The organism is Micromonospora sp. WMMA2032 (genome assembly GCF_002688545.1).
Lineage (GTDB): Bacteria > Actinomycetota > Actinomycetes > Mycobacteriales > Micromonosporaceae > Micromonospora > Micromonospora sediminicola.
Genome location: NZ_CP024052.1, coordinates 4,260,230 through 4,285,386, shown reverse-complemented (window position 1 = coordinate 4,285,386; position 25,157 = coordinate 4,260,230). Strand labels below are relative to the sequence as shown.

The 25,157-nt window shown below is 72.3% G+C and carries 24 protein-coding genes and 2 tRNA genes; 18 read left to right on the top strand and 8 right to left on the bottom strand.

Annotated features, from left to right (window positions below; all coding sequences use genetic code 11):
• The first annotated feature begins 5 nt into the window (after nucleotides 1-5).
• Nucleotides 6-497 carry a MarR family winged helix-turn-helix transcriptional regulator gene (locus tag CO540_RS19840; RefSeq protein WP_099163186.1) on the top strand — a complete coding sequence of 164 codons (492 nt, stop codon included), beginning with the start codon at nucleotides 6-8 and terminating at the stop codon, nucleotides 495-497.
• On the opposite strand, the gene CO540_RS19835 is transcribed toward CO540_RS19840, so the two are convergent.
• On the bottom strand, nucleotides 482-1,036 hold the full coding sequence (locus CO540_RS19835; RefSeq protein WP_091567607.1) for a hypothetical protein: 555 nt from the start codon (nucleotides 1,034-1,036) through the stop codon (nucleotides 482-484). The two genes, CO540_RS19840 and CO540_RS19835, sit on opposite strands and share 16 nt — an antisense overlap.
• Before the next feature lie 546 nt (nucleotides 1,037-1,582).
• On the opposite strand from CO540_RS19835, the gene gyrB reads away from it, so the two are divergent.
• The 6 genes from gyrB (at nucleotide 1,583) to CO540_RS19810 (ending at nucleotide 8,855) form a co-directional block, all read left to right on the top strand.
• The gene (gyrB, locus tag CO540_RS19830) at nucleotides 1,583-3,529 is read left to right on the top strand and encodes a DNA topoisomerase (ATP-hydrolyzing) subunit B (RefSeq protein ID WP_099163185.1); all 1,947 of its coding nucleotides are present in this window, start codon (nucleotides 1,583-1,585) and stop codon (nucleotides 3,527-3,529) included.
• A gap of 130 nt (nucleotides 3,530-3,659) precedes the next feature.
• Complete coding sequence (gene gyrA, locus CO540_RS19825; protein ID WP_099163184.1) at nucleotides 3,660-7,439, top strand: intein-containing DNA gyrase subunit A; 3,780 nt, start codon at nucleotides 3,660-3,662, stop codon at nucleotides 7,437-7,439.
• A 3-nt stretch (nucleotides 7,440-7,442) separates the two neighbouring features.
• Nucleotides 7,443-8,375: a DUF3566 domain-containing protein gene (locus tag CO540_RS19820; RefSeq protein ID WP_099163183.1), complete on the top strand. Its 933-nt coding sequence runs from the start codon at nucleotides 7,443-7,445 to the stop codon at nucleotides 8,373-8,375.
• A gap of 129 nt (nucleotides 8,376-8,504) precedes the next feature.
• Nucleotides 8,505-8,578 (top strand) — tRNA-Ile (locus tag CO540_RS19815).
• Nucleotides 8,579-8,621: 43 nt separating this feature from the next.
• Complete coding sequence (locus CO540_RS30620) at nucleotides 8,622-8,750, top strand: DLW-39 family protein (RefSeq protein WP_013283222.1); 129 nt, start codon at nucleotides 8,622-8,624, stop codon at nucleotides 8,748-8,750.
• A gap of 29 nt (nucleotides 8,751-8,779) precedes the next feature.
• Nucleotides 8,780-8,855: transfer RNA gene (locus CO540_RS19810), tRNA-Ala, on the top strand.
• Here CO540_RS19810 and CO540_RS19805 read toward each other — a convergent pair.
• Both CO540_RS19805 and CO540_RS19800 read right to left on the bottom strand, forming a co-directional pair.
• Nucleotides 8,826-9,269, bottom strand: a complete 444-nt coding sequence (locus CO540_RS19805; protein WP_305777698.1) for a tyrosine-type recombinase/integrase — start codon at nucleotides 9,267-9,269, stop codon at nucleotides 8,826-8,828. The genes CO540_RS19810 and CO540_RS19805 overlap by 30 nt on opposite strands.
• Nucleotides 9,270-9,363: 94 nt before the next feature.
• Complete coding sequence (locus CO540_RS19800) at nucleotides 9,364-9,720, bottom strand: hypothetical protein (protein WP_157779161.1); 357 nt, start codon at nucleotides 9,718-9,720, stop codon at nucleotides 9,364-9,366.
• A 385-nt stretch (nucleotides 9,721-10,105) separates the two neighbouring features.
• Between CO540_RS19800 and CO540_RS19795 the strand changes: the two genes are divergently transcribed.
• From CO540_RS19795 to CO540_RS19775, 4 genes are all read left to right on the top strand, one after another.
• On the top strand, nucleotides 10,106-10,759 hold the full coding sequence (locus CO540_RS19795; RefSeq protein ID WP_099163181.1) for a Type 1 glutamine amidotransferase-like domain-containing protein: 654 nt from the start codon (nucleotides 10,106-10,108) through the stop codon (nucleotides 10,757-10,759).
• A 389-nt stretch (nucleotides 10,760-11,148) separates the two neighbouring features.
• Nucleotides 11,149-11,451, top strand: a complete 303-nt coding sequence (locus CO540_RS19785; protein ID WP_172968046.1) for a helix-turn-helix transcriptional regulator — start codon at nucleotides 11,149-11,151, stop codon at nucleotides 11,449-11,451.
• Nucleotides 11,448-11,834, top strand: coding sequence for a VOC family protein (locus CO540_RS19780; RefSeq protein WP_098744247.1), 387 nt, complete (start codon nucleotides 11,448-11,450; stop codon nucleotides 11,832-11,834). The genes CO540_RS19785 and CO540_RS19780 overlap by 4 nt, the downstream gene beginning before the upstream one ends.
• A gap of 29 nt (nucleotides 11,835-11,863) precedes the next feature.
• Nucleotides 11,864-12,532: a PH domain-containing protein gene (locus tag CO540_RS19775; RefSeq protein WP_099163180.1), complete on the top strand. Its 669-nt coding sequence runs from the start codon at nucleotides 11,864-11,866 to the stop codon at nucleotides 12,530-12,532.
• A 4-nt stretch (nucleotides 12,533-12,536) separates the two neighbouring features.
• Here CO540_RS19775 and CO540_RS19770 read toward each other — a convergent pair whose 3' ends face one another.
• Nucleotides 12,537-13,127 carry a dienelactone hydrolase family protein gene (locus CO540_RS19770; protein ID WP_099163179.1) on the bottom strand — a complete coding sequence of 197 codons (591 nt, stop codon included), beginning with the start codon at nucleotides 13,125-13,127 and terminating at the stop codon, nucleotides 12,537-12,539.
• A gap of 64 nt (nucleotides 13,128-13,191) precedes the next feature.
• Here CO540_RS19770 and CO540_RS19765 point away from each other — a divergent pair, with 64 nt between their 5' ends.
• Nucleotides 13,192-13,773 (top strand): helix-turn-helix domain-containing protein, encoded by a 582-nt coding sequence (locus CO540_RS19765; RefSeq protein WP_099163178.1) that lies wholly within the window; start codon nucleotides 13,192-13,194, stop codon nucleotides 13,771-13,773.
• 75 nt (nucleotides 13,774-13,848) lie between these two features.
• Nucleotides 13,849-14,796: an L-threonylcarbamoyladenylate synthase gene (locus CO540_RS19760; protein WP_099164855.1), complete on the top strand. Its 948-nt coding sequence runs from the start codon at nucleotides 13,849-13,851 to the stop codon at nucleotides 14,794-14,796.
• A gap of 3 nt (nucleotides 14,797-14,799) precedes the next feature.
• On the opposite strand, the gene CO540_RS19755 is transcribed toward CO540_RS19760, so the two are convergent.
• On the bottom strand, nucleotides 14,800-19,215 hold the full coding sequence (locus tag CO540_RS19755) for an HAD-IC family P-type ATPase (RefSeq protein ID WP_172968045.1): 4,416 nt from the start codon (nucleotides 19,213-19,215) through the stop codon (nucleotides 14,800-14,802).
• A 208-nt stretch (nucleotides 19,216-19,423) separates the two neighbouring features.
• Here CO540_RS19755 and CO540_RS19750 point away from each other — a divergent pair, with 208 nt between their 5' ends.
• The 5 genes from CO540_RS19750 (at nucleotide 19,424) to CO540_RS19730 (ending at nucleotide 23,514) form a co-directional block, all read left to right on the top strand.
• Nucleotides 19,424-19,684 carry a hypothetical protein gene (locus CO540_RS19750; RefSeq protein ID WP_091567565.1) on the top strand — a complete coding sequence of 87 codons (261 nt, stop codon included), beginning with the start codon at nucleotides 19,424-19,426 and terminating at the stop codon, nucleotides 19,682-19,684.
• Between the two features lie 55 nt (nucleotides 19,685-19,739).
• Nucleotides 19,740-21,116 (top strand): MFS transporter, encoded by a 1,377-nt coding sequence (locus CO540_RS19745; RefSeq protein WP_091567561.1) that lies wholly within the window; start codon nucleotides 19,740-19,742, stop codon nucleotides 21,114-21,116.
• A gap of 758 nt (nucleotides 21,117-21,874) precedes the next feature.
• Nucleotides 21,875-22,654, top strand: a complete 780-nt coding sequence (locus tag CO540_RS19740) for an SDR family oxidoreductase (RefSeq protein WP_099164854.1) — start codon at nucleotides 21,875-21,877, stop codon at nucleotides 22,652-22,654.
• Nucleotides 22,655-22,690: 36 nt separating this feature from the next.
• Nucleotides 22,691-22,888 carry a hypothetical protein gene (locus CO540_RS19735; protein ID WP_091567555.1) on the top strand — a complete coding sequence of 66 codons (198 nt, stop codon included), beginning with the start codon at nucleotides 22,691-22,693 and terminating at the stop codon, nucleotides 22,886-22,888.
• Between the two features lie 77 nt (nucleotides 22,889-22,965).
• The gene (locus CO540_RS19730) at nucleotides 22,966-23,514 is read left to right on the top strand and encodes a YbaK/EbsC family protein (protein WP_091567552.1); all 549 of its coding nucleotides are present in this window, start codon (nucleotides 22,966-22,968) and stop codon (nucleotides 23,512-23,514) included.
• Nucleotides 23,515-23,550: 36 nt separating this feature from the next.
• Here CO540_RS19730 and CO540_RS19725 read toward each other — a convergent pair whose 3' ends face one another.
• The 3 genes from CO540_RS19725 to CO540_RS19715 all read right to left on the bottom strand — a co-directional run bounded on the left by CO540_RS19725 (nucleotide 23,551) and on the right by CO540_RS19715 (nucleotide 25,143).
• Nucleotides 23,551-24,183 carry a DsbA family protein gene (locus tag CO540_RS19725; protein ID WP_099163176.1) on the bottom strand — a complete coding sequence of 211 codons (633 nt, stop codon included), beginning with the start codon at nucleotides 24,181-24,183 and terminating at the stop codon, nucleotides 23,551-23,553.
• A 20-nt stretch (nucleotides 24,184-24,203) separates the two neighbouring features.
• Nucleotides 24,204-24,629, bottom strand: a complete 426-nt coding sequence (locus CO540_RS19720) for a SufE family protein (RefSeq protein WP_099163175.1) — start codon at nucleotides 24,627-24,629, stop codon at nucleotides 24,204-24,206.
• 94 nt (nucleotides 24,630-24,723) lie between these two features.
• Nucleotides 24,724-25,143: a CBS domain-containing protein gene (locus tag CO540_RS19715; RefSeq protein WP_098744237.1), complete on the bottom strand. Its 420-nt coding sequence runs from the start codon at nucleotides 25,141-25,143 to the stop codon at nucleotides 24,724-24,726.
• Nucleotides 25,144-25,157: the final 14 nt, after the last annotated feature.

The following is a 25,157-nucleotide window of genomic DNA, read 5'->3' as shown; positions in this document are numbered from 1 at the left end:
CGCACGTGACCGACCGGGTCGAGGACGATCCCCTGGCGCTGGAGCAGCAGGTCTGCTTCGCCCTGTCCGTCGCCGCGCGCGGTGTGGTCGCCGTCTACCGCCCGCTGCTGGAACCGATGGGACTCACCCACCCGCAATACCTGGTCATGCTGGCGCTCTGGCAGCACGCGCCGCTGTCGGGCCGGGAGCTGAGCCGGTTGCTCCAGCTCGACCCGGGCACGCTGTCGCCGCTGCTGAAGCGCCTCGAAGCCGCCGGCTACGTACGGCGCGAACGGGACGCCTCCGACGAGCGCAGCCTGGCCGTCTCGCTCACCGCCGAGGGGCGGGCCCTGCGGGCGCAGGCCGAGCGGATCCCGCCGGCCATCGTGCAGCGGCTCGGCCTGCCGCTGGCCGACCTGCGGCAGTTGCACGACGCGCTCACCGAGGTGATCGCCGCCGCCAACCGGGCCACCACCGGGCCCGGCGGGGCGGGGAACCCGGGTCAGGCGTCGGCGTAGACCGCGAAGCCGCGCTCGGCGCACCGCCGGTAGAACGCGGCCAGCACGCTCAGCTCGGCGCAGGTGAAGTTCCACTGCGGCGGATCGCCGCTCTCGTCCCGCAACCGGTCCAGCCGGCTGTCCAGCCAGCGGAGCTGCTGCTCGGCGAGCCGACCGTCGCCGAGCAGCGCGCGCAACACCTCGCTGACCGACTCGAACGTGACCGCCTCGCCGTACGGGCGGTGTCGGGCGACGAACTTCTCCACGCCCTCGGCGATCCAGGAACACCCGTCCGGGTCGATCACCGGATCCTCGTCCTCGGCGGCGTTCTCCGTGGCGTAGAGCACATTCTCCAACCCGAGGATCAGGTCGACCAGCTCCGTGTACACGGTTGCCCGCACCGTGCCGGTCTTCGCGATCAGCTCGGCGAGCGCGGCGGTCGGTGCGGAGATCCGTGGCATGTCCACGATCTCGCCGAAGTCCACGAACTCAGCCGGCGCGACCGGGTCGTAGAAGCGGCCGGTACGCGGCCAGTGCACCGCGACGTTGTCCAGCCCCATCTGGCGTCACCTCTCACCAAGCGTCGTCGGACCATCTCCGGCGATGGTCCCCGGTTCGGGCGCGAAAGATCAAGACCGCAACGGCGGCGCCGCAAAAGGTACGGCACGTCGAGTTCCACCGCGACCCCCGGTTGGCGCCCGTCGTCGGCCGGGCCGGCGAGCGGCCACGGGTCGCGGCGGCCGATGGCGCGGCACGGCCCCAGTGGCGTGTAGGGGGAGTCGCGGGCAGCGAGGTTCGTCCGGCTACGGCATTCTCAGCCGCCTCGGAGAGGGTGCCGAGTGGCGGTTTGGTCGGCTCCGCACAGTAAGATTGGGGGCGAGACGAAAGACCCGACACGGAGCGACGGACGCGGGCCCCCAGGGCCCTTGATCATTGTCCCGCATCGGGTCCGAGCCGATCGCTATCCGCGGGCATCCGCGGCGACCGGTGTGCACGATCCGTGACCTGGCGATCCCGGGGGCGGCCCGTGCGCGCCGACGTCGCGTCCTGTCCGCCGAACCCGCGCCCCGCGCCCACGCGCGGCCGGTGCGAGAAAGTGGCCGAGGGTGGCAGCGGAGGACAACAAGAAGTACGGCGCCGAGTCCATCACCGTGCTGGAGGGCCTGGAAGCGGTCCGGAAGCGGCCCGGTATGTACATCGGGTCCACCGGCGAGCGCGGTCTGCACCACCTGGTGTGGGAGGTCGTCGACAACGCGGTGGACGAGGCGCTGGCCGGGCACTGCGACACCATCGACGTGGTGCTGCTCGGCGACGGGGGGGTCCGGGTCACCGACAACGGCCGTGGCTTCCCGGTCGACCTGCACCCCAAGCTGAAGAAGCCGGGTGTCGAGGTCGCGCTGACCGTGCTGCACGCCGGCGGCAAGTTCGACGGCAAGGCGTACGCGGTCTCCGGCGGCCTGCACGGCGTCGGCGTCTCGGTGGTGAACGCCCTCTCCACGAAGATGGCCGTGGAGATCCACAAGGACAACTTCGTCTGGCGCCAGCGCTACGACCACTCCAAGCCGACGCCGCTGGAGAAGGGTGAGCCGACCGACCGGACCGGTTCCGCGGTGTCGTTCTGGCCCGACCCGGACGTCTTCGAGACCGTCGACTTCGACTTCCACACCATCTACCGGCGACTGCAGGAGATGGCCTTCCTCACCCGCGGCCTCACCATCCACCTGCTCGACGAGCGGGTGCCGGAGGACGAGGAGGGGAAGCTCCGCGAGGTCACCTTCCACTACGAGGGCGGCATCGCCGACTTCGTCCGGCACCTCAACGCCTCGAAGAACCCGATCCACAAGACGGTGGTCGAGTTCGGCGCCGAGGAGACGGGCATGTCGGTCGAGATCGCCATGCAGTGGAACGAGTCGTACGGCGAGTCGGTCTACACCTTCGCCAACAACATCAACACCCACGAGGGCGGCACCCACGAGGAGGGCTTCCGGGCCGCGTTGACCAGCGTGGTCAACCGCTACGGCGCCGAGAAGAAGCTGCTCAAGGGCGACGAGCGGCTCTCCGGGGAAGACATCCGCGAGGGCCTGGCCGCGATCATCTCGGTCAAGCTCACCGACCCGCAGTTCGAGGGTCAGACCAAGACCAAGCTGGGCAACACCCCGGTCAAGGGCTTCGTGCAGCGGGTCTGCAACGAGTCGCTGGTCGACTGGTTCGACCGCAACCCGGCCGAGGCGAAGACCATCATCCAGAAGGCGTCCCAGGCCGCCCGGGCCCGCATCGCCGCCCAGCAGGCGCGCAAGCTGGCCCGCCGCAAGTCGCTGCTGGAGTCCGGCTCGATGCCGGGCAAGCTGGCCGACTGCCAGTCGACCGACCCGCGCGAGTCCGAGGTCTTCATCGTCGAGGGCGACTCGGCCGGTGGTTCGGCCAAGCAGGGCCGCGACCCGCGCACGCAGGCGATCCTGCCGATCCGCGGCAAGATCCTCAACGTGGAGAAGGCCCGGATCGACCGGGTGCTGAAGAACAACGAGGTGCAGGCGCTGATCACCGCGCTGGGCACCGGCATCCACGACGACTTCGACATCGAGAAGCTGCGCTACCACAAGATCGTGCTGATGGCCGACGCCGACGTCGACGGCCAGCACATCCAGACGCTGCTGCTCACCCTGCTGTTCCGGTTCATGCGGCCGCTGGTCGAGCTGGGGCACGTCTACCTGGCCGCCCCGCCGCTCTACAAGATCAAGTGGAACAAGAAGGGCGACGACGCCCAGTACGCATACTCCGACCGGGAGCGTGACGGGCTGATCGCGCTGCGCCAGCAGAAGAAGCCCAACGCCCGGCCGGACGACATCCAGCGGTTCAAGGGTCTCGGTGAGATGAACTACCCGGAGCTGTGGGAGACCACGATGAACCCGGCCACCCGCACCCTGCGCCAGGTCACGCTGGACGACGCCGCAACCGCCGACGAGCTGTTCAGCGTCCTCATGGGTGAGGACGTCGAGGCGCGCCGCTCGTTCATCCAGCGCAACGCCAAGGACGTGCGGTTCCTGGACATCTGACGGACCGGTCCGGGCCGGCCGGAAATCCACCGGCCGGCCCGGCGGTCCACAGAGTTATCCACAGTCTGGCCGCTTTCCACAGCCGTTATCCACAGCGAGATCACGACTCTGAGTCTGATAAGGGTTAACAGTGACCGATACTCCCGAGTCCACCCCGAACGAGCCGGAGACCCCGGAGACAGTGGCCGCGGTCGTCCAGCACGACCGGATCGAGCCGGTCGGCCTCGAGGTCGAGATGCAGCGCTCGTACCTCGACTACGCGATGAGCGTCATCGTCGGGCGGGCCCTGCCGGACGTCCGGGACGGGCTCAAGCCGGTCCACCGCAAGATCCTCTACGCCATGTTCGACTCCGGCTACCGGCCGGACCGCGGCTACGTGAAGTGCTCCCGGGTCGTCGGCGACGTGATGGGCCAGTTCCACCCGCACGGTGACTCGGCCATCTACGACGCGCTGGTCCGGATGGCGCAGCCGTGGTCGCTGCGCTACCCGCTGGTCGACGGCAACGGCAACTTCGGCTCGCCGGGCAACGATCCGGCCGCCGCCATGAGGTACTGCGTTACGGCAGATGTTCGGGTTCGTACCGTTGACGGCACCGTCCGGATCGGCGACATCGTGCCGGACGCCGCGCCGAGCAGCGAGACCGACGTCGACCTCAAGGTCCGTGATCGCAACGGTGACCTGGTCCGCGCCAGCAGGTTCTTTCACTCCGGCGAGCACCCCACGCTGCGGTTGCGCACCCGCGAGGGGTACGAGCTGACCGGCACGCACAACCACCCGGTGCTCTGCCTGGTGAGCGTGGCCGGCGTGCCGACCCTGCTGTGGAAGCTGCTCGCCGAGATCGCCCCGGGCGACCGGGTCGTCCTCCAGCGCACCGTGCCGGACGAGATCGGCTACCCGATGCTGGAGCACGTCGAGGCGGCCGTCCTGGCCGGCGCGTTCGTGTCCGAGGGCTGGGTGTCGGAGCACCGGGCCGGTTTCAACAACGTCGACAGGGACTTCTTCGTCCGCGTCCTGACGGCATACGACCTCGCGGTCGGCGGCCCCCGCTACGTCGCCGAGCGCGTCATCGCCTCCGGCAGCACGCTGCACGAACTCGACGTCCAGGACCTCTCCGCACTCCGGGCGAGTGTCCTCGGCGACATGGTGGGCGCGCGGAGCGCCGCCAAGTTCGTGCCGGAGTTCGTCTGGCGCGGACCGGCCGCGGTCAAGCGGGCCTTCCTCCAGGCGTTGTTCGAGGGTGACGGCTCGTCCTCGCTGCTGCCGCGCCACACCATCCAGGTCTCGTACTCGACCCGCAGTGAGCGTCTGGCCCGCGAGGTGCAGCAGCTCCTGCTGGAGTTCGGCGTCGTCAGCCGCCAGTGCCGGTACGAAAACGGTGAGATCAAGGTCGTCGTCACCAACCGGCGGGACGCCCGGATCTTCGCCGCTCACGTCGGTTTCCTCGGCCGCAAGCAGGCCAAGTTGGAGTCCGAGCTGGCCCAGGTGCCGGCGAGCAGCACCGCGCTCTCCGGCGACCACGTGCCGTTCGTCGGCGACTTCATCCGTGAGCACGGCGCGAGCCGCTGGACCGAGCGTGACTGGCTGCGCCGGCACAACGTCGACCGGATCGAGCGCTGGGAGCGGGACCGCGACGAGATCGCGGGCCGGATCACCGAGCCGGGCATCCTCGACGTGGTCGAGCCGCTTGTCGACGGACGCTTCTACTACGCCGAGGTGACCGGGATCACCGACGCCGGGGTACGCCCGGTCTACAGCATCCGGGTGGACACCGACGACCACTCGTTCGTCTCCGACGGCTTCGTCAGCCACAACACCGAGTGCAAGCTCGACCCGCTCGCCATGGAGATGCTGCGGGACATCGACGAGGACACCGTCGACCTGCAGGACAACTACGACGGCCGGGCCAAGGAGCCCACCATCCTGCCGTCGCGGATCCCGAACCTGCTGATCAACGGATCCGAGGGCATCGCGGTCGGCATGGCCACCAAGATCCCGCCGCACAACCTGCGCGAGATCGGCGCGGCCGTGCAGTGGTGCCTGGAGCACCCGGAGGCCGACGAGGCGACCACGCTGGAAGCCCTGCTGGAGATCGTCAAGGGCCCGGACTTCCCGACCCACGGCCTGATCGTCGGCCAGGCGGGCATCCAGGACGCGTACCGGACCGGGCGTGGCTCGATCCGGATGCGCGCGGTGGTCGAGGTCGAGGAGGACAAGCGGGGCCGGCCGGCGCTGGTGGTCAGCGAGCTGCCCTACCAGGTCAACCCGGACAACCTCGCCGAGCGCATCGCCGAGCTGATCAAGGAGGGCAAGCTCGCCGGCATCGCCGACATCCGGGATGAGTCCTCCGGACGTACCGGCATGCGGATCGTGCTGGTGCTCAAGCGCGACGCGGTCGCCAAGGTGGTGCTGAACAACCTCTACAAGCACACCCAGCTCCAGGAGACGTTCGGCGCCAACATGCTGGCGCTGGTCGACGGCGTGCCGCGCACGCTCAACCTGGCCCAGTTCATCCGCTACTACGTCGAGCACCAGATCGAGGTGATCCGCCGGCGGACCGCGTTCCGGCTGCGCAAGGCGGAGGAGCGCGCGCACATCCTGCGCGGTCTGTCCAAGGCGCTGGACGCGCTGGACGAGGTGATCGCCCTGATCCGGCGTTCGCCCACGGTGGAGGACGCCCGGCAGGGGCTGATCCGGCTGCTGGACATCGACGAGGTCCAGGCGACCGCGATCCTGGACATGCAGCTGCGTCGCCTGGCCGCCCTGGAGCGGCAGCGCATCCTGGATGACCTGGCCAAGCTCGAGCTGGAGATCGCCGACCTCAAGGACATCCTGGCCAAGCCCGAGCGGCAGCGGCGGATCGTCTCGGAGGAACTGGGCGAGATCATCGCCAAGTGGGGCGACGAGCGCCGCACCAAGATCGTGCCGTTCGACGGCGAGGTCTCGATGGAGGACCTCATCGCCCGCGAGGACGTGGTCGTGACGATCACGCGCACCGGGTACGCCAAGCGGACGAAGGTCGACCTCTACCGGTCGCAGCGGCGTGGGGGCAAGGGCGTCAGCGGGGCGACGCTCCGGCAGGACGACATTGTGAGCCACTTCTTCGTATGCTCTACCCACGACTGGATCCTGTTCTTCACGAACAAGGGTCGGGTCTACCGGGCGAAGGCTTACGAGCTTCCCGAGGCCAGTAGGGTGGCCAAGGGCCAGCACGTGGCCAACCTGCTCGCGTTCCAACCGGACGAGCAGATCGCGCAGATCATCGAAATCCCGAACTACCAGGTGGCGCCCTACCTGGTACTGGCCACGAGAAACGGCCTGGTGAAGAAGACGCGGCTCGAGGAGTTCGACTCCAACCGTTCCGGCGGCATCATCGCGGTCAACCTGCGCGATGAGGACGAGCTGGTCGGTGCGGTCCTGGTGGCTCCGGAGGACGACCTGCTGCTCGTGTCGAAGAACGCGCAGGCGATCCGCTTCAACGCCACCGACGAGGCGCTGCGTCCGATGGGCCGGGCCACCTCCGGTGTGATCGGCATGCGCTTCAGCGGCGAGGACGAGTTGCTCGCCGTCGAGGTGGTCCGGGAGGGTCTGGACGTTCTGGTCGCGACGAACGGGGGTTACGCGAAACGTACCCCGATCGAGGAATACCCGGTCCAGGGCCGGGGAGGTAAGGGCGTGCTGACTGCGAAGATCACCGAGCGACGCGGTGGTCTGGTCGGCGCGGTCGTGATCGATCCGGAGGACGAGCTGTTCGCCATCACCAGCAACGGCGGCGTCATCCGGACTCCGGTGAAGCCTGTACGCCGTACGCGTGACCGGAACACAATGGGGGTCAAGCTGATGGACCTCCCGGACGGCGTGACTATCGTGGCGATTGCTCGCAATGCCGACGAGCCTGACGAACAGGACTAGTTGATGACGGAGACACAGGCGAAGTCGGGGAACAAGGGGACCTCGGCCACCCCGGTCGACGAGGAGGCCGCGCAGGGCGGTACACCAGCGACCGGCCGCGCGGCCGTGGGTCGGGCCACGGTCCCCGCCGACGCGCCTGCCCCGAAGTTCACCCGGGCCCCCGGCATGGCCCCGCCTCCCGACAAGCCCGGCGAGGACTCGGGGACAAGCGACGCCACCGAGACCAAGGTCGACGCGCCCACCTCGGCCGACGGCCTGGCCGCCCCGGCCGCGGCGAAGCCCGCCACGAGCACACCGCCGACCACGCCGACGGCGGCCGCCCGGCCGTCCCCCGGGACGACCGGCACCCAGCCGCGCATCGGCGCCGGTCTGGGCACCGCGCCCAAGCCGGCGCCCGACGCTGCCCGGCCCGCCGGCGGCACCCAGGCCCAGCAGCCCCAGGGCCGCCCCGCCAACGGCGGTGGCCTGCCGCCGGGGATCAGCGGCGCGGCGGCCGTCGGTGCCGCGCGCGTCGGTGAGGCGGTACGCGCCGCGCGTACCTCGGTCAGTTCGGCCGCGTCGCGCGGGCCGCGCCGGGCCCGGCTGAACCTCAAGCGGATCGACCCCTGGTCCGTGATGAAGTTCGCGTTCGCGGTCTCGGTCGTGCTCTTCATCGTCGTGGTCGTGGCGACCTCGGTGCTCTACCTCGCGCTCGACGCGATGGGCGTGTTCAAGAGCGTCAACGACAGCCTGACCGACCTGGTCAACGCCGGCGGCGGCTCGGGCGGCGGGGGCGGGTTCCGGATCACCGCCAAGGGCGTGATCCTGACCTCCGCGCTGATCGGCCTGGTTAACGTCGTGCTGTTCACCGCGCTGGCCACGCTGAGCGCGTTCGTCTACAACGTCTGCGCCGACCTGGTCGGCGGGATCGAGCTGACGCTCGCCGAGCGGGACTGAACCGGACGACGCCGGGGCGCCGCCGCGTAAAGCGGTCGCCCCGGCGTCGTGTCTCCGGGTAGGTTCCGTCATGGGCCCCCCGATTTGGGGGCGAAGAAGGCGATGGGTTAACCTTGCTCGTCGCTACGCGGGGCTATAGCTCAGTCGGTTAGAGCGCAGAGCTGATAACTCTGAGGTCGCTGGTTCGATTCCAGCTAGCCCCACCGCACACCGTCCGACGGTCGTCGAGCGCGAGGGGTCAAGCCCATGTTCAAGAAGCTGCTGATCCTGGCCGGCATCGTCGGTGTGGCCGCCGTCGTGGCCAAGAAGGTCAAGGCCTCGAACGATGAGCGCGCCCTGTGGCACGAGGCCACCACCGCGCCCGACCTGCGCTGAGCTGACACCGGGCGGTTGCCGCCCGACACGGGGCCCTAGCTCAACTGGCAGAGCACTGCCTTTGCAAGGCAGGGGTTAGGGGTTCGAGTCCCCTGGGCTCCACCAGCACAAACACCGGTTGATCTCGGTCCCGAGTGCAGCCATTCGTACAGCCAAGCGGTCACGCCGTCCCTCCTCGCCGAGGACCTGGTCGATGGCCGAGGCAGCCTGACGAGCCCGCGCCGGCAGGACGTGCCCGTAGGTGTCGGCCGTCGTCCGGATCGTGGAGTCCCCGAGCAGCTCCATCACCGTGCGCAGCTCCTCGCCCCGGTCGAGCAGGAATGTGGCGAAGGCGTGGCGCAGGTCGTGCAGGTGCAGCCAGCCCAGACCGGCCGCCGCGCGGAGCTGCTCGAAGTGCCGGTTGACGTTCCGCGGCTCCATCGGCGTGCCGATCGTGCTGGCGAACACCAAGCTCTGACAAGGCCCGCTGTGATCCGCCAACTGATCCGCTACACATCTCCGCCAGGTGAGGTTCGACAGGGGAACCTATGGCCTAGCGGCCGGTCGGCGGAGCGTGGGCGCACGGATCTGCCGATGAGCGCCCGTGCCCTCTGAGATGTTCGTCGCTCAGGCGTCAGCCTGAACACTCTCGATACCCGTCAGGCCACCATCCGCCGTCGTGCTTCGTCACCTGGAACGCGCGGAACACGGAGCCGTCGTCACGAATGCCGAACACGGTGATGCCCTCAGCGCTCTCCTGCTCAACCAGGGTGAGCGCACCGGCATGGGGAGCGACCGCCTGGATCGGGGTGGGCTGTCCCGGCCCTGCGAGGTCCCACATCACCAGCGTCTGCTCGGTATCGTCGCATGGCAACGACACGGTTGTTGGCGACGGTTCCGAGGCGTTCGCTGCATTCGTGGCGCTGTCACTGTCACAGGCGCTCCCCATCGCGGCCAGTAGGGCAACAGCCCCTATGTGTCTATAGCGCATGCCTCCGCCTCTCCCCGTTAGCCGATTGGACGCCCTTGCCCGTCTTCTGGTTCCGCCGGCGGCCAATCAGTATCCGCTCATGCCGCCGCCCCCCACCTCGCCCAGCTGTTGATCGACGGCCGAGGCAGCCTGAGCCTGGGTCGGTGGCCGGCGGGCGAGGCGTCAGCGGCGCGCTGTTCAGCGCGACCCGCATCGCTTGAGGATGTCGATGACGATCGCCGTCTTGCCCCGGACGTACAACGCCATGTCCATCGGGTGTTCCTGGGCGACTCGGTGCTTCTCGGCGGCGCAACGGCGATGAGTTTCGTTGCGGTGTCCGGTCTGTACTCCCGGGAGCACCTGATCTCCCGGCAAGGGACACGGCCGCTACGTACAGGAGGCAAGCGTGAAACTTCTTCTCACGTCCGCGGGCGTCATGAACCCGAGCATCCGCGATGCGCTGGTCGACCTGCTGGGCAAGCCGATCGCCGACTCCAGTGCCCTCTGCATCCCCACGGCGACGTATCCCATGGGCGGGCCGGCCTCGGCCTGGCGCTTCATCACCGGGCAGACGCCCCTACCCATGTGCGACCTGGGCTGGAAGTCGCTGGGCGTCCTCGAGCTGACAGCGCTGCCCAGCATCGGTGACGAGCGGTGGGTCTCCTGGGTTCGGGAGGCCGATGTCATGCTCGTGGGCGGCGGTGATGCGACGTACCTGTGCCACTGGATGCGGCAGTCCGGGCTGGCCGATCTCCTGCCGTCGCTGCGGGACACCGTCTGGGTGGGGTTGAGTGCGGGGAGCATGGTGTTGACCCCCCGGATCGGCGCGGACTTCGTCGCATGGCAGTCCGCGCCCGACGACCGCACGCTGGGGGTCGTCGACTTCTCGATCTTCCCGCACCTGGGTCTCGAGCCGGACAACACCATGGCTGGTGCCGAGAAGTGGGCGGCCGAGATCGGGGGGTCGGCGTACGCCATCGACGACCAGACGGCGATCAAGGTGGCCGACGGCACCGTCGAGGTCGTTTCCGAGGGGCACTGGAGGCAGTTCCCCGCGTAGCCGCTTCCTCGTCGCCGAGGTCCAGCATGAACGGCGATCCCGGACGAGTCGGCTGCCATCCGCGTCCGAGCGCCTGGCGTACGGCGGCGGCGACCGTCGAGGGCAACACCGTGGAGCCGGCGGCGTTCATCCAGTTGTCCGGTCGAGGGGACGCCAGGCGGACGACGAGGGTGGCGCAGCCAGGTGGGTCCGTCCGCTCGACGGCGAAGCTCAGCGGTGACCAGGCCAGGCCCTGGCCGTACGTCGGCTTCCGGCGGACCGACCAGCGATAGCTCTCGCCGTCGACGACGATCGGCCTGCTGCCTCGCTTGCTGAGCGCCACAGTTCCTCCCTCACCCGGGCAAGCATCCCGTACCGCGCCCTCGTTGTATGCAAGCGGTGACTTGCCTATTGTGGTGGACGTGGGCGATCTCTTCCAGGCGCTGGCCGATCGCACCCGCCGCCTGATCCTCGACGAGCTGACCGAGCGCGACGGTCAGACCCTGTTCGAGATCTGCGGTCGGTTGGCGACGCGGCACCAGGTCGGCTCGTCCCGGCAGGCGATCTCGCAGCACCTCGACGTCCTGGAGACCGCCGGCCTGATCGTCACGCGGCGGCAGGGTCGCTACAAGTTCCACCACCTCGACACCCGCCCGCTGCGGTCCATCACCGAGCGATGGCTCAGGTCCGAACCCACTGAGGAGACGCCATGAGGATCAACCTGACGAGCGTGTACGTCGACGACCAGGAGAAGGCGCTGCGCTTCTACACCGACGTGCTCGGCTTCGTGAAGAAGACCGACGTGCCGACCGGGGAGCACCGCTGGCTGACGGTCGTCTCGCCCGAGGCCCCGGACGGCGTCGAGCTGCTGCTGGAGCCCGACGCGCACCCGGCCGCCAAGGCGTTCAAGGAGGCGCTGGCCGGCGACGGCATCCCGCTCACGCAGTTCGCGGTGGACGACGTCGCCGCCGAGCACGACCGGTTGCGCGGGCTCGGTGTGCTGTTCACGCAGGAGCCGGTCGACATGGGCCCGGTGGCCACCGCCGTGTTCGACGACACCTGCGGCAACCTGATCCAGATCGCGCAGTACAAGTAGCACTGGACACGGCCGGTCACCCTGACGGCATGACCCGGTGGCAGCGACCGTACTCACTGGACCTGGAGACCGCCGGCGCGCTTCTCGGCGTGCTGCTGACGGCCGGCGTCGGGGCTTTCCTCGTGGTCGGCGGCCTGTACGGAGTGGTCCCGGCGCCGGTGGCCGTGTTCGGTGCGGCCTGGCTCGCGCTCGGCCTCGTGGTGGGGGTCCGGCAGGCGATGCTGGGCGTCTACGTGAGCGACGTCGGCGTGCGCTCCCGTGCGATGTTCCGCACGACCACGGTGCCGTGGGAGTCGGTGGCGGAGATCCGCAGCGGCACGGGCTCGATGGCGGGGCTGGACATGGGTCGGCTGGCGATCGTCATCGACCGGGTCGACGGCGAGCCGGTGCAGACGCCGTTGCAGCGCGGCCACTTCCGGCTGTTCTCGCTCAACCCGGAGTTGGGCCGGCTGGCGACCTGGCCGGAGCACTACGACGAGATCCTCACCACCCTGCGGGCGCACCACCGGGCGGCCCGGCCGGCGGGCCCGCCGCTCCGTCCGCCGTTCCCGACGGCGGAGACCGGGCCGGCCGGTGCACCCACGCTGAGCGCCGACCAGCGCCGGGACCTTCACGTGCTGGCCCGCCAACACCAGCGGGGTGCGCTCACCGACGCCGAGTACGTCGCCGCGGTGGCGCGGCTGCGGGACGCCGGGTGAATCGTCAACCGAGTCGGGCGAGGAGGTCGCGGCTGCGGCTCACCACCTGCGCGGTCGCGTCGGCGTCGTACGACGGGAGGGAGCGGTCGGTGAACAGGTGCCGGTCGCCCGGGTAGACGTACAACTCGCCGCGCTCGGGGCCGACGATCGACACCAGCTCCCGAGCGGCGTCGACGTCACCCTCCAGGCCGAAGAACGGGTCCTGCTCCATGCCGTGCACCTGCACGGCCACGCCGTCGGGCCAGGGGCCGATCGCCCACTCGCCGGTCACCGGCAGGCAGGCCTCGTAGAGCAGGGCGGCCCGTGCGCCGGGCCGCGTCTGGGCGAGCCGCTGGGCGATGGCGGCACCCCAGGAGATGCCCGCGTAGACCAGGTCGGGGCGCAGGTCGGCGGCGATCCGGTCGGCCCGCTGGTCGAGGACGTCGCCGCCGATCCGCTTGACCAGCGCCGAACCGTCCTCCAGGGTCGCCGGCCGCTCACCGTCGAAGAGGTCGGGGACGTGCACGGTGTGCCCGGCGGCACCGAGCGAGTCGGCGAGGGCGCGGACGCCGTCGGTGAGCCCCCGCAGGTGGTGGAAGAGGAGGATCTCGGCCATCCCTAGACTCCTGACTGTCGGACCAGAATCATCGAACGAACCAGAATCTTAGAACGGTCGAGAAATGTCGGTCAATCAGCGGATCCCGGACTACGACCTCGACGACCTGCTCGTGGTCACCGCCCCCGAGCAGTTGCGCGCGCTCGCCGACCCCCTGCGCGGCACCCTTCTGGAGCTGCTGCTGGAACGCGCGGCCACGGTGAACGAGCTGGCCCGTGCCGTGGACCGGCCCAAGAGCAGCGTGGCCTACCACGTGAACCAGCTGCTCGACGCGGGACTGCTGCGCGTGGTGCGCACCCGCCGGGTCCGGGCCATCGAGGAACGCTTCTACGGCCGGGTCGCCCGCACGTTCTACGTCGGCGCGCTCCACCGCGCCGAGGACAAGCAGGTCGTCGCCCGGATCAACGGACTGGCCGAAGCCGCGGCCGAGGCGGCCGCCGCGCACGCCGCCGACGAGCTGCGCTGCACGCTGGTGCACGCCCGCATCCCGATCGAGGACGTCCGCGAGTTCTGGGCGGAGGTGCAGGCGCTGGCCCGCAGATTCGCCCAGATCCCCCGCGCCGGCGACCAGGTGTACGGCTTCGCGGCCGGCCTGTACCCCACCGACGCGCCCAGCCTCCCCGACGCCGCCGACGAGCGGGACTGATCCGGCCGGGGTCCCGCCGGGTCGGCCTCCGGCGCAGGCTAGCGTCGGAGCGTGAGCACCGGAACCCCGCGCGTCCTGCCGGCCGACAGTGGCATCGACGAGGCCGCCGCCGTGCTGCGCGCCGGCGGGCTGGTCGCCTTCCCCACCGAGACCGTCTACGGGCTGGGCGCGAACGCGATGGACGCCCGCGCCGCCGCGCGGATCTTCGAAGCGAAGGCCCGGCCCAGCTTCGACCCGCTGATCAGCCACCTGGCCGACGCCGCCGACCTGACCGCCCTGGTCGGTGCGGTGCCGGCGGCCGTGGCCGCGCTGGCGGACCGGTTCTGGCCCGGCCCGCTCACCCTCATCGTGGACCGGCCGGCGGCGATCCCGCCGATCGTCACCTCCGGCCTGGAGACCATGGCCGTGCGGGTGCCCGACGAACCGGCCGCCCGGGCGCTGATCGCCGCCGCCGGCGTGCCGGTGGCCGCCCCGAGCGCCAACCGGTTCGGCCAGCTCAGCCCCACCCGGGCCGAGCACGTCGTGGCCGGGCTGGGCGGCGCCGTGGACGTGGTGCTCGACGGCGGACCCACTCGGTGCGGGATCGAGTCGACCATCGTGGACGCGCGCGGCGACCGGCCGGTGGTGCTGCGGCTGGGCGCGCTGCCGGTCGAGGCGCTGGTCGAGGCGGTCGGGCCGGTCGACGTCCGCCTCGGCAGTTCCGGCCAGCCCGTCGCGCCCGGGACGCTGGCCGCGCACTACGCCCCGCGTACCCCGTTGCGGTTGGGCGCGGCGGGCGAGCCCGACGGCGGCCGGCGCGGGTTCCTGGCGTTCCGGGAGCCACCGGCGGAGGGTGACTGGGCGGCGGTGGAGGTGCTGTCACCGGACGGTGACCTCACCGCGGCGGCGGCGCGTCTCTTCGACGCGCTGCACCGGCTCGACGCGGCCGGGGTGACCGAGATCGTGGCCGAGCCGGTGCCCGACGAAGGGGTCGGGCGGGCCGTCAACGACCGGTTGCGCCGGGCCGCCGCCACCTGGCACTGAGGGTCAGGACGAGCCGGGCTGCGGCAGGCGGTCCACCAGCCGGGTCAGCGCGCCGTTGGCGAACGTCGCGCCCAACGCCGAGCCGGTGGCGATGGTCCAGCCCACCGGGCCCAGCGGCGTACACCCGAAGAACTGGCTGACCCCCGGCGTCTGCACCACCACGACCAGCACCCCGACGGACGCGGCGGTGGCCGCCAGCACGGTCGGGCTGGTGCCGCCGGCCAGCACGGTCTGGCCGAGCTGGGTGCCGATCAGCGAGGCGAGCGCGACGGTGCCGGCGCGGCGTCGGGTGCCGGTCCACCGGGCGATCGTCCAGCCCGCCGTCGCGCCCAGCGTGGTCGCCGCCGCCCGGAGCCCGATCTCCCGGGTCATGGTGGCGCCGAGCGAGGAGTCCGGTCCCTCGCGCAGCAGATGGTCGGCGCGGTCGTCGGCCGGCGGCCGGACCGCGATGGCGAGCGCCGGCGCGAGGTCGGTGAGCAGGTTGACCAGCAGCAGTTGGCGTCCGGTCAGGGCGGAACGGCCGGTCGACGCGGCGGTCAGCACGCTGAACGCGATCTCGCCGAGGTTGCCGCCGACCAGGATGCTGAGCGCGTGGCGGACCGACGACCACATGGCCCGTCCCTCGACCAGCGTGGCGATGATCGTCTCCAGCCGGTCGTCGGTCACCACCAGGTCGGCGGCCGCCCGGGCGGCCGGGGTGCCCCGCTGACCGAGGGCGATCCCCACGTCGGCGAGGCGGATCGCCGGGGCGTCGTTGGCGCCGTCGCCGGTCATCGCCACCGTCCGGCCCCGGCGCTGCAACGCCTGGATGATGCGGACCTTGTGCGCGGGCGTGCACCGGGCCACCACGTCCGTGGCCATCAGCCGCTCCGCCAGCGCGGCGTCGTCGAGCCGGTCCAGGTCGGTGGCGGTCACCACCCGCTGCTGCCCGTGGTCCGGGCTGATGGTGGCCGCGATCGCCTCGGCGGTCGCCGGATGGTCACCGGTGATCATGACGGTGTGCACGCCGGCCGCGCGGATCCGTTCCACCGACGGCCGGGCGCTCTCCCGCACCCCGTCGGCGAGCGTCAGGAAGCCCACGAACACCAGCCCGTCGACCTGCTCGTCGCTGACCGAGTCGGTGGACACGGGACACTCCGCGACGGCGAGGATGCGGTGCCCGGCGCCGGCCCGGGCGGCCAGCATGGCCTGCACCTCGTCCCGGCCGGCCGCGTCCAACGGGCGGTCGCCCCCGGCGGTACGCCGGGACGCGCAGCGCGGCAGCACCGACTCGGGCGCGCCCTTCACACTCAGCAGCAGGCCGTCGGCGGTCCGCCCGACCGTGGCGCTGTAGCCCCGCGACGGCTCGAACGGCAGCCCGCCCGTCGCGGTCCAGCCCGCCGCGCCGGTCTGCTCGGCCACCCCGGCCGCGTTCGCGCCCCGGCGTACCGCCCGGTCGGTCTGCTGCGGCAACTCGTCCGGGTCGGCGGCGAAGGGGGTGGCACGCAGCGCCGCCGCCAGCGTCGCCCGCAGCGGCTCGTCGAGCCGATCCGCCGGGCCGTACCGGTCGTCGCCGGTGCCCACGCCGGCCAGCAGCAACTTCCCCTCGGTGAGGGTGCCGGTCTTGTCGAAGCAGAGCACGTCCACCCGGCCCAGCGCCTCGATGGTGCGCGGGTTGCGTACCAGGGCACCGTGCTCGGCCAGCCGTCGCGCCGCCGCCAGCTGCGCGGCGCTGACCAGGAACGGCAGCCCCTCCGGCACCGACGCCACGGCCAGGTTCGCGGCGGTCGCCGCCGTCTCGGCCAGGGGTACGCCCCGGAGCAGCCCCGCCCCGGCCACCGCGATCGCAGAGCCGGCAGCCAGCGGCACGGCGCTGCTGGTCAACCTGCCGAGCCGCGCCTCCACCCCACTGGTCGGCGGGGCCTCCCGGGCCATCGCCATGCTCCGCCCGGCCTCGGTCTCCGCGCCGGTGGCCACCACCACGGCGGTGCCGTGCCCGGCGGCGACCGTGGTGCCCTCGAAGAGCATCGAGTGCCGCTCCGCGATCGCGGCGGCGACCACCGGCTCCGGGCTCTTCGCCACCGGCAGGGACTCGCCGGTCAGTGACGACTCGTCGGACTCCAACCCGTCGCTGGTCAGCACCCGGCAGTCGGCCGGTACGGCGTCCCCGGAGCTGACGCTGACCACGTCGCCGGGCACCAGCTCCTCGGCGGGCACCACCCGTTCCACGCCGTCCCGCAGCACTCGGGCGGTGACCGCGGAGCGGGACAGCAGCTCGGCCAGCGACCGTTCGGTGTTCCGCTGGTGCACGGCGCCGACCAGCGCGGAGCCGCCCACCAGGCCGCCGACCAGTGCCGCGTCGACGAGCGAGCCGAACGCGGCGGAGAGCACCGCCCCGGCGGCCAGCACCGGGGTGAGCGGGTTGGACAGTTCGTCGACGAACGCGCGGAGCAGGCCGGCCGGTCCGTTCCCGGCCCCGCCCGCCGGGCCGCGGCGGCGGGTCGCCTCCTCGTCGGTCAGCCCGGTCGGGTGGGTGCCGAGCTGGTCGAGAACCGTCTCCACCGGCATCAGGTGCCACGCGGTGAGCACGGGCACCGGCGCGCCGGTCCGGTCCGGCAGGCGGTGCGCCCGGAAGACCCCGTGCGCGAAGGCGGCCGCGGCGGCCCCGTTCACCGCCGCCATCGTCCGACCGGGCAGCTGCCGGGGGGCTGCGGTGAACGCGCCGAGCGCGCCGAGTCCGCTGCCGGCCATGGCGATCCTGAGGTTCTGCCCGGTCATCCGACGAGCGACCCCGGCCGCGTCGATCAGCAGGGCGGGGATGCGCAGGTCGTCGCCGACGAGCAGGTGCGCGCCCCACGGGGGCAGGTCGTCCGGCGCGGCGACGCCGAGCCCGCAGTCGGCGGCCGCGAGAGCCGACCGCTCGCCCGAGACCACCATCACCACGGCACCCTCCCGTTGCAGGTCACGGACCGCTTCGGCCAGCCGTGACCCACCCGGTACGCGACGGTCGGCGAAGTCGTACCGGCCGTCCTCGGCGCCGGCGACCACGAGGCGTAGGCCGGCCTGGCGGGCGGCGGACGCCAGCGCGTCCACCCCGGGTGCGGGTTCCGGCTCGACCCGGAGCACAGCGGCGAGCCGGCCGCCCCGGGCCAGCCCGAGCAGCCGTCCCCCGTCGGCGCGCAGCCGCCCACTGTCCGGGGTGTCCCCGGGGTCCTCCGCGTCGATCCGGTCCAGCGGCCCGATCCGCCAGTCGTCGACGTCCCGTACGGCGTCCGGTTCGGCCGGGTCGAACAGCGCGAACGCCCGGGCGGCGACCTGCCCGGTGTCGGCGCCGGCCAGCGGCGCCAGGTCGGCCAGCACCCCACGGTCGGAGCCGAGGACGGCCGCGTCCAGCACGACGGTGTCGATCCGGTCCAGCTCCCGCAGCACGCTGCGGTCCATCGCGATCACGCCCCGCCGGGCGAGCATCCGGCCGAGCTGGGCCGCGTACCCCTCACGGCCGCTGCCCGGGGCCTTCGGCAACGAGGAGAGCGCCAGCGCGGCGGCCCGTTTGCCGCCGGCCACCGGGATGGCGGCGGCCCCGGCCACCGCGCCGGCCGCCAGCATCCGCTTGATGTAACGCTCGGCCTGGCCGTCCGGGACCGGGCAGGGCCGTTCCCCGTCCGGCACCCGGGCGACAGCCCGCTCCGGGTCGCCGGTCAGCGCCGGCTCGGCCCGGCTCCACGCGGCGAGCTGGGCCCGCGCCTCGCCCCACTGCACCACCCGCTGCGCGCCGTCGAGCACGATGCCGGCCCAACCGCCGGTGAGGCCCTGCACCACCGCCTCGGCGAGCGGGAAGAGCACCTCGGCGCGGGGGTCGGCCCGCAGGCCCCGGCCGGCCAACGCGTGCAGCTTCGGGTGCAGGTCGACAGCGGTGAGCAGGCCCGCCACCTCGCCGGGGACCGGAGTGAACGGCAGGATCCGGGTGGCCGCGGAGATGGTCAGGCCGAGCGCGTCGGAAGCCAGCGCGCCGAGCGTACGAGGGGTTCGCGGCCCCTCCTCGGGCGGGTGCGGCGGCGGGATCTCCGGGTCCGGCTCGTAGGGGCACGCCCGCTCGGCGCGCGCCACGGTCGCGATCAGGTCGCGCAGCTTCGGCGCCGGTTCGCCGGTCGCCACCACCACCCGGCCGGAGGGCGCGTTCACCCGCGCCCAGGTCACCCCCGGCACCGCCTCCAGCGCCGCCTCGACCTGCCGGGCCAACCGGTCTCCGCCGTCCTGACAGACGCCGTGCACCTCGATGTGGTGCCGGCCGTCCCGTGACCAGACGCGGCGTCGGGTCAGCCCGGCCAGGCGGGCCAACCGGCTGGCCGCCGTACCCATGCTTCCGGCCGCCTGCGCGACGGCCGGCGGCACGGGTGGGCCGGGCAGGGCCGACCCGACGGTACGCGCGACCCGTGCCATGGCGTCCGGTACGGCGGCCGGCGACAGCAGGAGACCGGCGATCCCGTACGCCATGTCGCCTCCCGGTCTCGTCCCGGCGGCCCGACTTCCCGGCGCGGCGTCCGTTATGCCCCTCGGGTGGGGGAAGTTTCCCTGCTGCCCGGGGCATGGACGCCGGGGGCGGTGGAATGCCGGTCGGGTCGATGCCGTCGCAACCGGGGAGGCAGGGATGAGCACGCTGACACGACACCTGAGCGGATCGCGGGAGATGGTCCGGGCCTACTGCCGCCGGGTGGAGGTTCCGCTGCTGGGCGAGGTGGCCGTGCCTCCGCCGGACAAGCTGGCCTACTACGCGGGCATCGGTGTGCTGGCCGCGTTGCAGGTCATCGAGTGGCCGCTCGCGTTGGTGATCACGGCCGGCCACGTGCTGGCCGACCAGCACTTCTCCGGGCTGGTGAAGGGCGTGGGCGAGGCGCTGGAGACCGCCTGACGAGACCGGGCACACAGTTGACCTCAACCGGGGTTGAGGTCCCAGGCTGGTGCCCATGACGACCGCCACCGCCGCACCGGCAAGCGACCCGCTCGATCTGTGGTCGCCGCGCCTGCGGGCCATGACCGTGGGCATCGTCGCCCTGGTGTCGCTGCTCGCGTTCGAGGCCCTCGCGGTGGGCACCGCCATGCCGACGGTGGCGCGCAGCCTGGACGGGCTCGGCCTGTACGCGCTGGCGTTCGGCGGTCCGTTCGCCTCCGGCGTGGTGGCGATGGTCGTCTCCGGCATCTGGTGCGACGCGCGCGGGCCACGCCCGGCGATGTGGCACGGGGTGGCCTGGTTCGTGGCCGGGCTGGCGGTGGCGGGCGCCGCCACGACCATGGGGACGCTCGTCGCCGGGCGGGTCGTGCAGGGCTTCGGCTCCGGGCTGCTCTCCGTGGCGCTCTACGTGATCGTCGGGCAGGCGTACCCGGAGGGGTTGCGGCGGCGGATCTTCGCGGCCTTCGCAGCGGCCTGGGTGGTGCCGTCGCTGGTCGGGCCGGCGGTGGCCGGGCTGATCGTCGAACACCTGGGCTGGCGCTGGGTGTTCCTCGCGGTGCCGGCCATCGCGGTGCCGGCGGTGCTGCTGGTCCAGCCGGGCCTGCGCGCACTGGCCGCACGGGTGCCGACCAGGCCGCCGACCGGCGCGCTGGCGCGGATCGGCTGGGCCTGCGGGGCGGGGGCGAGCGCCGCACTGCTGCACCACGGGGGGCAGCAGCGCGGCGTGCTCGCGGCCGGCCTGGTCGGTGCGGCGCTGGCCGGGCTGCTCGTTTCCGTGCCGCGCCTGCTGCCGGCGGGCTTCCTGCGGGCGGCGCGTGGACTGCCGACGGTGATCGGGCTGCGCGGATTGGCCTCGGCGGCGTTCGCCGGCGCGGAGGTCGTGATCCCGCTGATGCTCTCCCGCGAGCGCGGGTTCTCGCCCACCGGCGCCGGGCTGGTGCTGACCGTCGGCGCGCTCTCCTGGTCGGTGGGGTCGTGGATCCAGGGCCGGATCCCCGCACCCCGCTCGGCGGCGAGCCTGCCCCGGGCCGGCCTGGCCTGCATCGCCGTCGGCACGGCCGGCGTCACGCTGGCCCTGCTGCCGGGCGTGCCGGTCGCGCCTGCGGTGCTCGCCTGGTCGGTCGCCGGACTCGGCATGGGCCTGCTCTATCCCTCGCTGTCCGTGCTCACCCTGGAGTTGTCCGCCCCGGCCGAGCAGGGCCGGAACAGTTCGGCGCTGCAACTGGGGGACTCGCTGGCCGCGGCCACCGTGCTGGCGCTGACCGGCGCGGTGCTGGCCGCCGGCTCGTCGCCCGGCCCGGCGAGCTACGCGAGCACGCTGGCCGTCGCGGCCGGCTGCGGACTGCTCGGCCTGCTGCTCGCCGGCCGGGTCGTTCCCCGCACGGCCGCCTGACCGCCCCGCCCGCGCGGCTTCCCGCCCTCCCCGCCCGGTTCCGACCCTGCCGTCTCCGGGCTCTGAACCAGCGGCCTCCGGTCTCTGAACCTGCCGTGCCCAGGGTTCCGGCCCTGCCGTGCCCGCCGACTCCCGGTTCGGGCCTGCCCGGAACCCGAAAGGTGGCCCACCCTTTCCGCCGGTCCGGCGCGGACACGCTCCGTGACGCCCCGGCGAACGCTATCCACCTGTAGGCGTTATACCGCTACGTCATATTGATGACCCAGTGGTATATCCCCTCTGCGAGGAACCACGCTCCGCTCCGGTGATCAAGGAGTTTGCGTCAGATGCCGGGCCTCGCTTGACGGAAACTCCTTGGTCAACCGGGGGCGGGTCCGGGGATTGAGGCGGGCGCCGTGCGGACCGATCCGGGCCAGGGTGGTCGTCGGGTGGCGCAGGATCGGATGGGAGGCACCGGTTGCCCGGACCGGGCGGCGGTGGCCCGTCGGGCTGTCACGATCAGGGACGCCGCCTCGTCCCATCGCCGGGCCGGAGTGGATCGGCTGCGGACGGCCAGCCGTCACGCGGCGTCAACAGTCACGTGGAGCGCGGGCGTGAACGTGTTCCGCGGAGCGTGGGTCAGCTGCGCGGCGCGCGGGCGTGAACGCGCTGCGTGGGGCGGGGGGCGTAGACAGCGTTGCGTGAGGCGTGGACAGGGCTGGCGGCGCGTGGACGGAAAGCGCGCGGGCGTGTGTGGACCAGGGCGAGAAGGAGTGGCGATGCGGGTGCTGGTGACCGGGGCGACCGGACGGCTCGGGCAGGTGGCGGTACCGCGGCTGCGGGACGAGGGTTTCCTCGTCCGGGCGGTGAGCCGCCGGCCGCGTGACGGCGCCGGCGTCGAGTGGGTGACTGCCGACCTCGGCACCGGCGCGGGGCTCGCGGAGGCGGTCGACGGGATGGATGCCGTGCTGCACCTGGCCTCGTCGCCGAACCGGCGTACCCACGAGATCGACGTGCTCGGCACCCGCCGCCTGACCGTGGCCGCCGGGCACGCCGGGGTGCGCCACCTGGTGTACGTCTCGATCGTCGGCGTGGACCGGGTGCCGCTCGGCTACTACCGGCACAAGCTCGCGGCCGAGCAGGTGGTGGCCGCCGGCCCGGTGCCGTGGAGCGTGCTGCGGGCGACGCAGTTCCCCGGGTTCCTGGCGGACCTGCTGCGCGGCGCGAGCCGGCTCGGCCCGGTGCTCGGGGACCCGGCAGTGCTCGCCCAGCCGGTCGATCCCGGCGAGGTCGCGGACCGACTCGCGGTGCTGCTGCTCGCCGGACCGTCCCACCGCACCGAGGACTTCGGTGGGCCGGAGGTGCTCCGCTTCGACGAGGCGGCCCGGGCCTGGTTGGCCGCCCGCGGATCGCGTCGTCCGTTGGTTCCGCTGCGGATTCCCGGGCGGCTCGGCCGGGAACTGCGTGCCGGCGGCCTCACCACGTCCGCCGGCCCGACCGGTGTGCGGACCTGGGCCGACCATCTCGCCGACACGTACGGGGGAACCGGCGGAAGGTGAGACCTGGTCGGTTCCGGACCGACCTACCGTGACCGCATGCTGGTCTTCGTCGCCACCGTCGTGCTCTACGTCTTCGGCTTCGTCTTCCTCTACGGCGTGATCCGGGTCGGTGTCCGGCACGGCATCGAGGACGCCGAGGCGAACCGACCCGAGGTGCTGCGCCGGCGGCAGCTCGGTGCCACCGAGAACCGCGACTTCGCCCAGGAGAACGCGTTCCTCACCAACCCCAACTGAGGCGCGGGGCCGGGGTCCCGGTCACCAGGCGGGCCGACGAGCGGATGGCCGGCGCGGGTGCGAGGATCGCAACCGTGATGGGGACGTTGAAGACCGAGCCGGCCCGGGCGCGGCTGGACCTGCTGGCTGCTCCGGTCGCCGCGGCGGTGGAGCGGTGGCCGGACGAGGCTCCGGTGGACGTGGACGAGGTGCTGGTCGCCCCGATCGACGCCGAGCTGGCCGACACGGCGGCCTTCTGCGAGGCGTACGAGGTGGGGTTGGAGGAGTCGGCCAACTGCGTGGTGGTCGCCGGCAAGCGGGGCGGCGAGACGCGATACGCGGCGTGCATCGTGCTCGCGACCACCCGGGCGGACGTCAACGGCGTGGTCCGTCGGCTGCTCGACGTCCGCAAGGCGAGCTTCGCGCCGATGGCCGAGGCGGTGGAGCTGACCGGCATGGAGTACGGCGGGATCACGCCGATCGGGTTGCCCGAGGAGTGGCCGATCCTGGTCGACTCGCGGGTGATCGCCACGCCCCACGTGATCATCGGATCGGGCGTACGGCACAGCAAGATCGCCCTGCCCGGGCCGGCGCTCGGCGCCCTGCCCGGGGCGAGGGTGGTGGAGGACCTGGCCAGGCCGGCCTAGGGCCTCATCCGCATCGATCTTGTTCCACGTGAAACATCACCCGGCCGCTTCGCGCTGCGCCACCTCACGCAGCGCGGCGAGCAGCGTTTCCGGCTCCTGGGCGCCGGTCACCGCGTACTTCCCGGCGAGCACGAAGGTCGGCACGCTGGAGACGCCGAGCTGGTGTGCGCTGCTCAGGTCGGCGGCCACCTCGCGGCGGCCGAGGTTGGACTCGAGGTAGCGCCGGGCCTCGGTCTCGTCCAGGCCGACCTCGCCGGCCAGCGTGACCAGCGTGTCGACCGACCCGACGTCCAGACCGTCGTAGAAGTGCGCCCGGTAGAGCCGCTCGACCGTCTCGGCGGCGCGGCCGTGCTCGGTGGCGAAGCGGACCAGCCGGTGCGCGTCGAACGTGTTCGCCGCGATCGCGCGGTCGAACCGCAGATCGAGGCCGGCGCCGGCGGCGACCTTGGAGACGTGGGCGGCCATGCCCTCGGCCTTGTCCCGGCCGCCGAACTTGTCACCCAGCGCGGCGAGCAGCGGCGTCGGCTCGGTGACCGGCGTCGGGTCGAGCTGGAACGGCCGGTACCGGACGGTCACCTCGCCGTCGTACGACTCCAGGGCCTGTTCGAGCCGGCGCTTGCCGATCCAGCACCACGGGCAGACGACGTCGGCGTAGATCTCGATCTCCATGACCAGCGACAACCCGCCGGTCAGGAGATCTGTTCCCGCACCTGGCGCTTGAGCCGGGCCAGGATGGCGGTGCCGCCGCGTACCCGGAGCGGGCTGATCGCCTGGGCCAGTCCCATCCGCTGGTAGAGGTCGTCCGGGACGGCCAGCACCTCCTCGGCGCTCGCCCCGGCCAGCCCTTCGGCGAGGATGCCGGCGAAGGCGCGCGTGGTGGGCGCCTCCGGCGGGCAGTCGAAGAGCGTGCTCACCGTCTTGTCCGCGTTGACCTCGGCGCGCAGGAAGAACGACGTCTGGCACTCGGGGACCTGCTCCAGTTCGGCCCGGTCCACGCCCTCGGGCAGGGGCGGGATCACGTCGGCGAACTCCAGCAGCATCTCCAGCACGACGTCACGCGGTGCGGCGGCGAACTCGTCGACGATCTCGGCCAGCTTGGTCGGCATCTCGGGCATGGGTCGAGGCTATCCGCCGCGTCGGGCGCGAGCGTGTGGGGTGTTAAGAGGGGGCCCCTCCTCTACCGGAGGCGTTAAGAAGGGGCCCCTCCTTTCACAGGTTCGGGGCTGCTTCGCTGATGTCGCTGAGCGCCGACCGGGGGTCGAGCTGCATGGCCAGGTCGCCGAGGGAGACGATGCCGACCAGCTTCCGGTCGCTGTCACAGACCAGCACCCGCCGGATGTTGCGCTCGCGCATCAGCGCCGCCGCCTCGTTCGCCGTGCAGTGCTGCTCGATCATGACGACCTCACGGGTGATGATCGACCCGATCGTGGTGGTGCCCGGGTCGGCACGCTCGGCCACCGCCCGCACCACGATGTCCCGGTCGGTCAGCATGCCCGCGAGGGTGGCGCCGTCGGTCACCACCACGTCGCCGATGTCCGACTCCTTCATCACCCGGGCCGCCTCGTCCAGCGGGGTTTCCGCCGGCAGGTAGACCACCTGTCTGGTCATCACATCACTGACGCGGTACATGAGAGCCTCCGAAA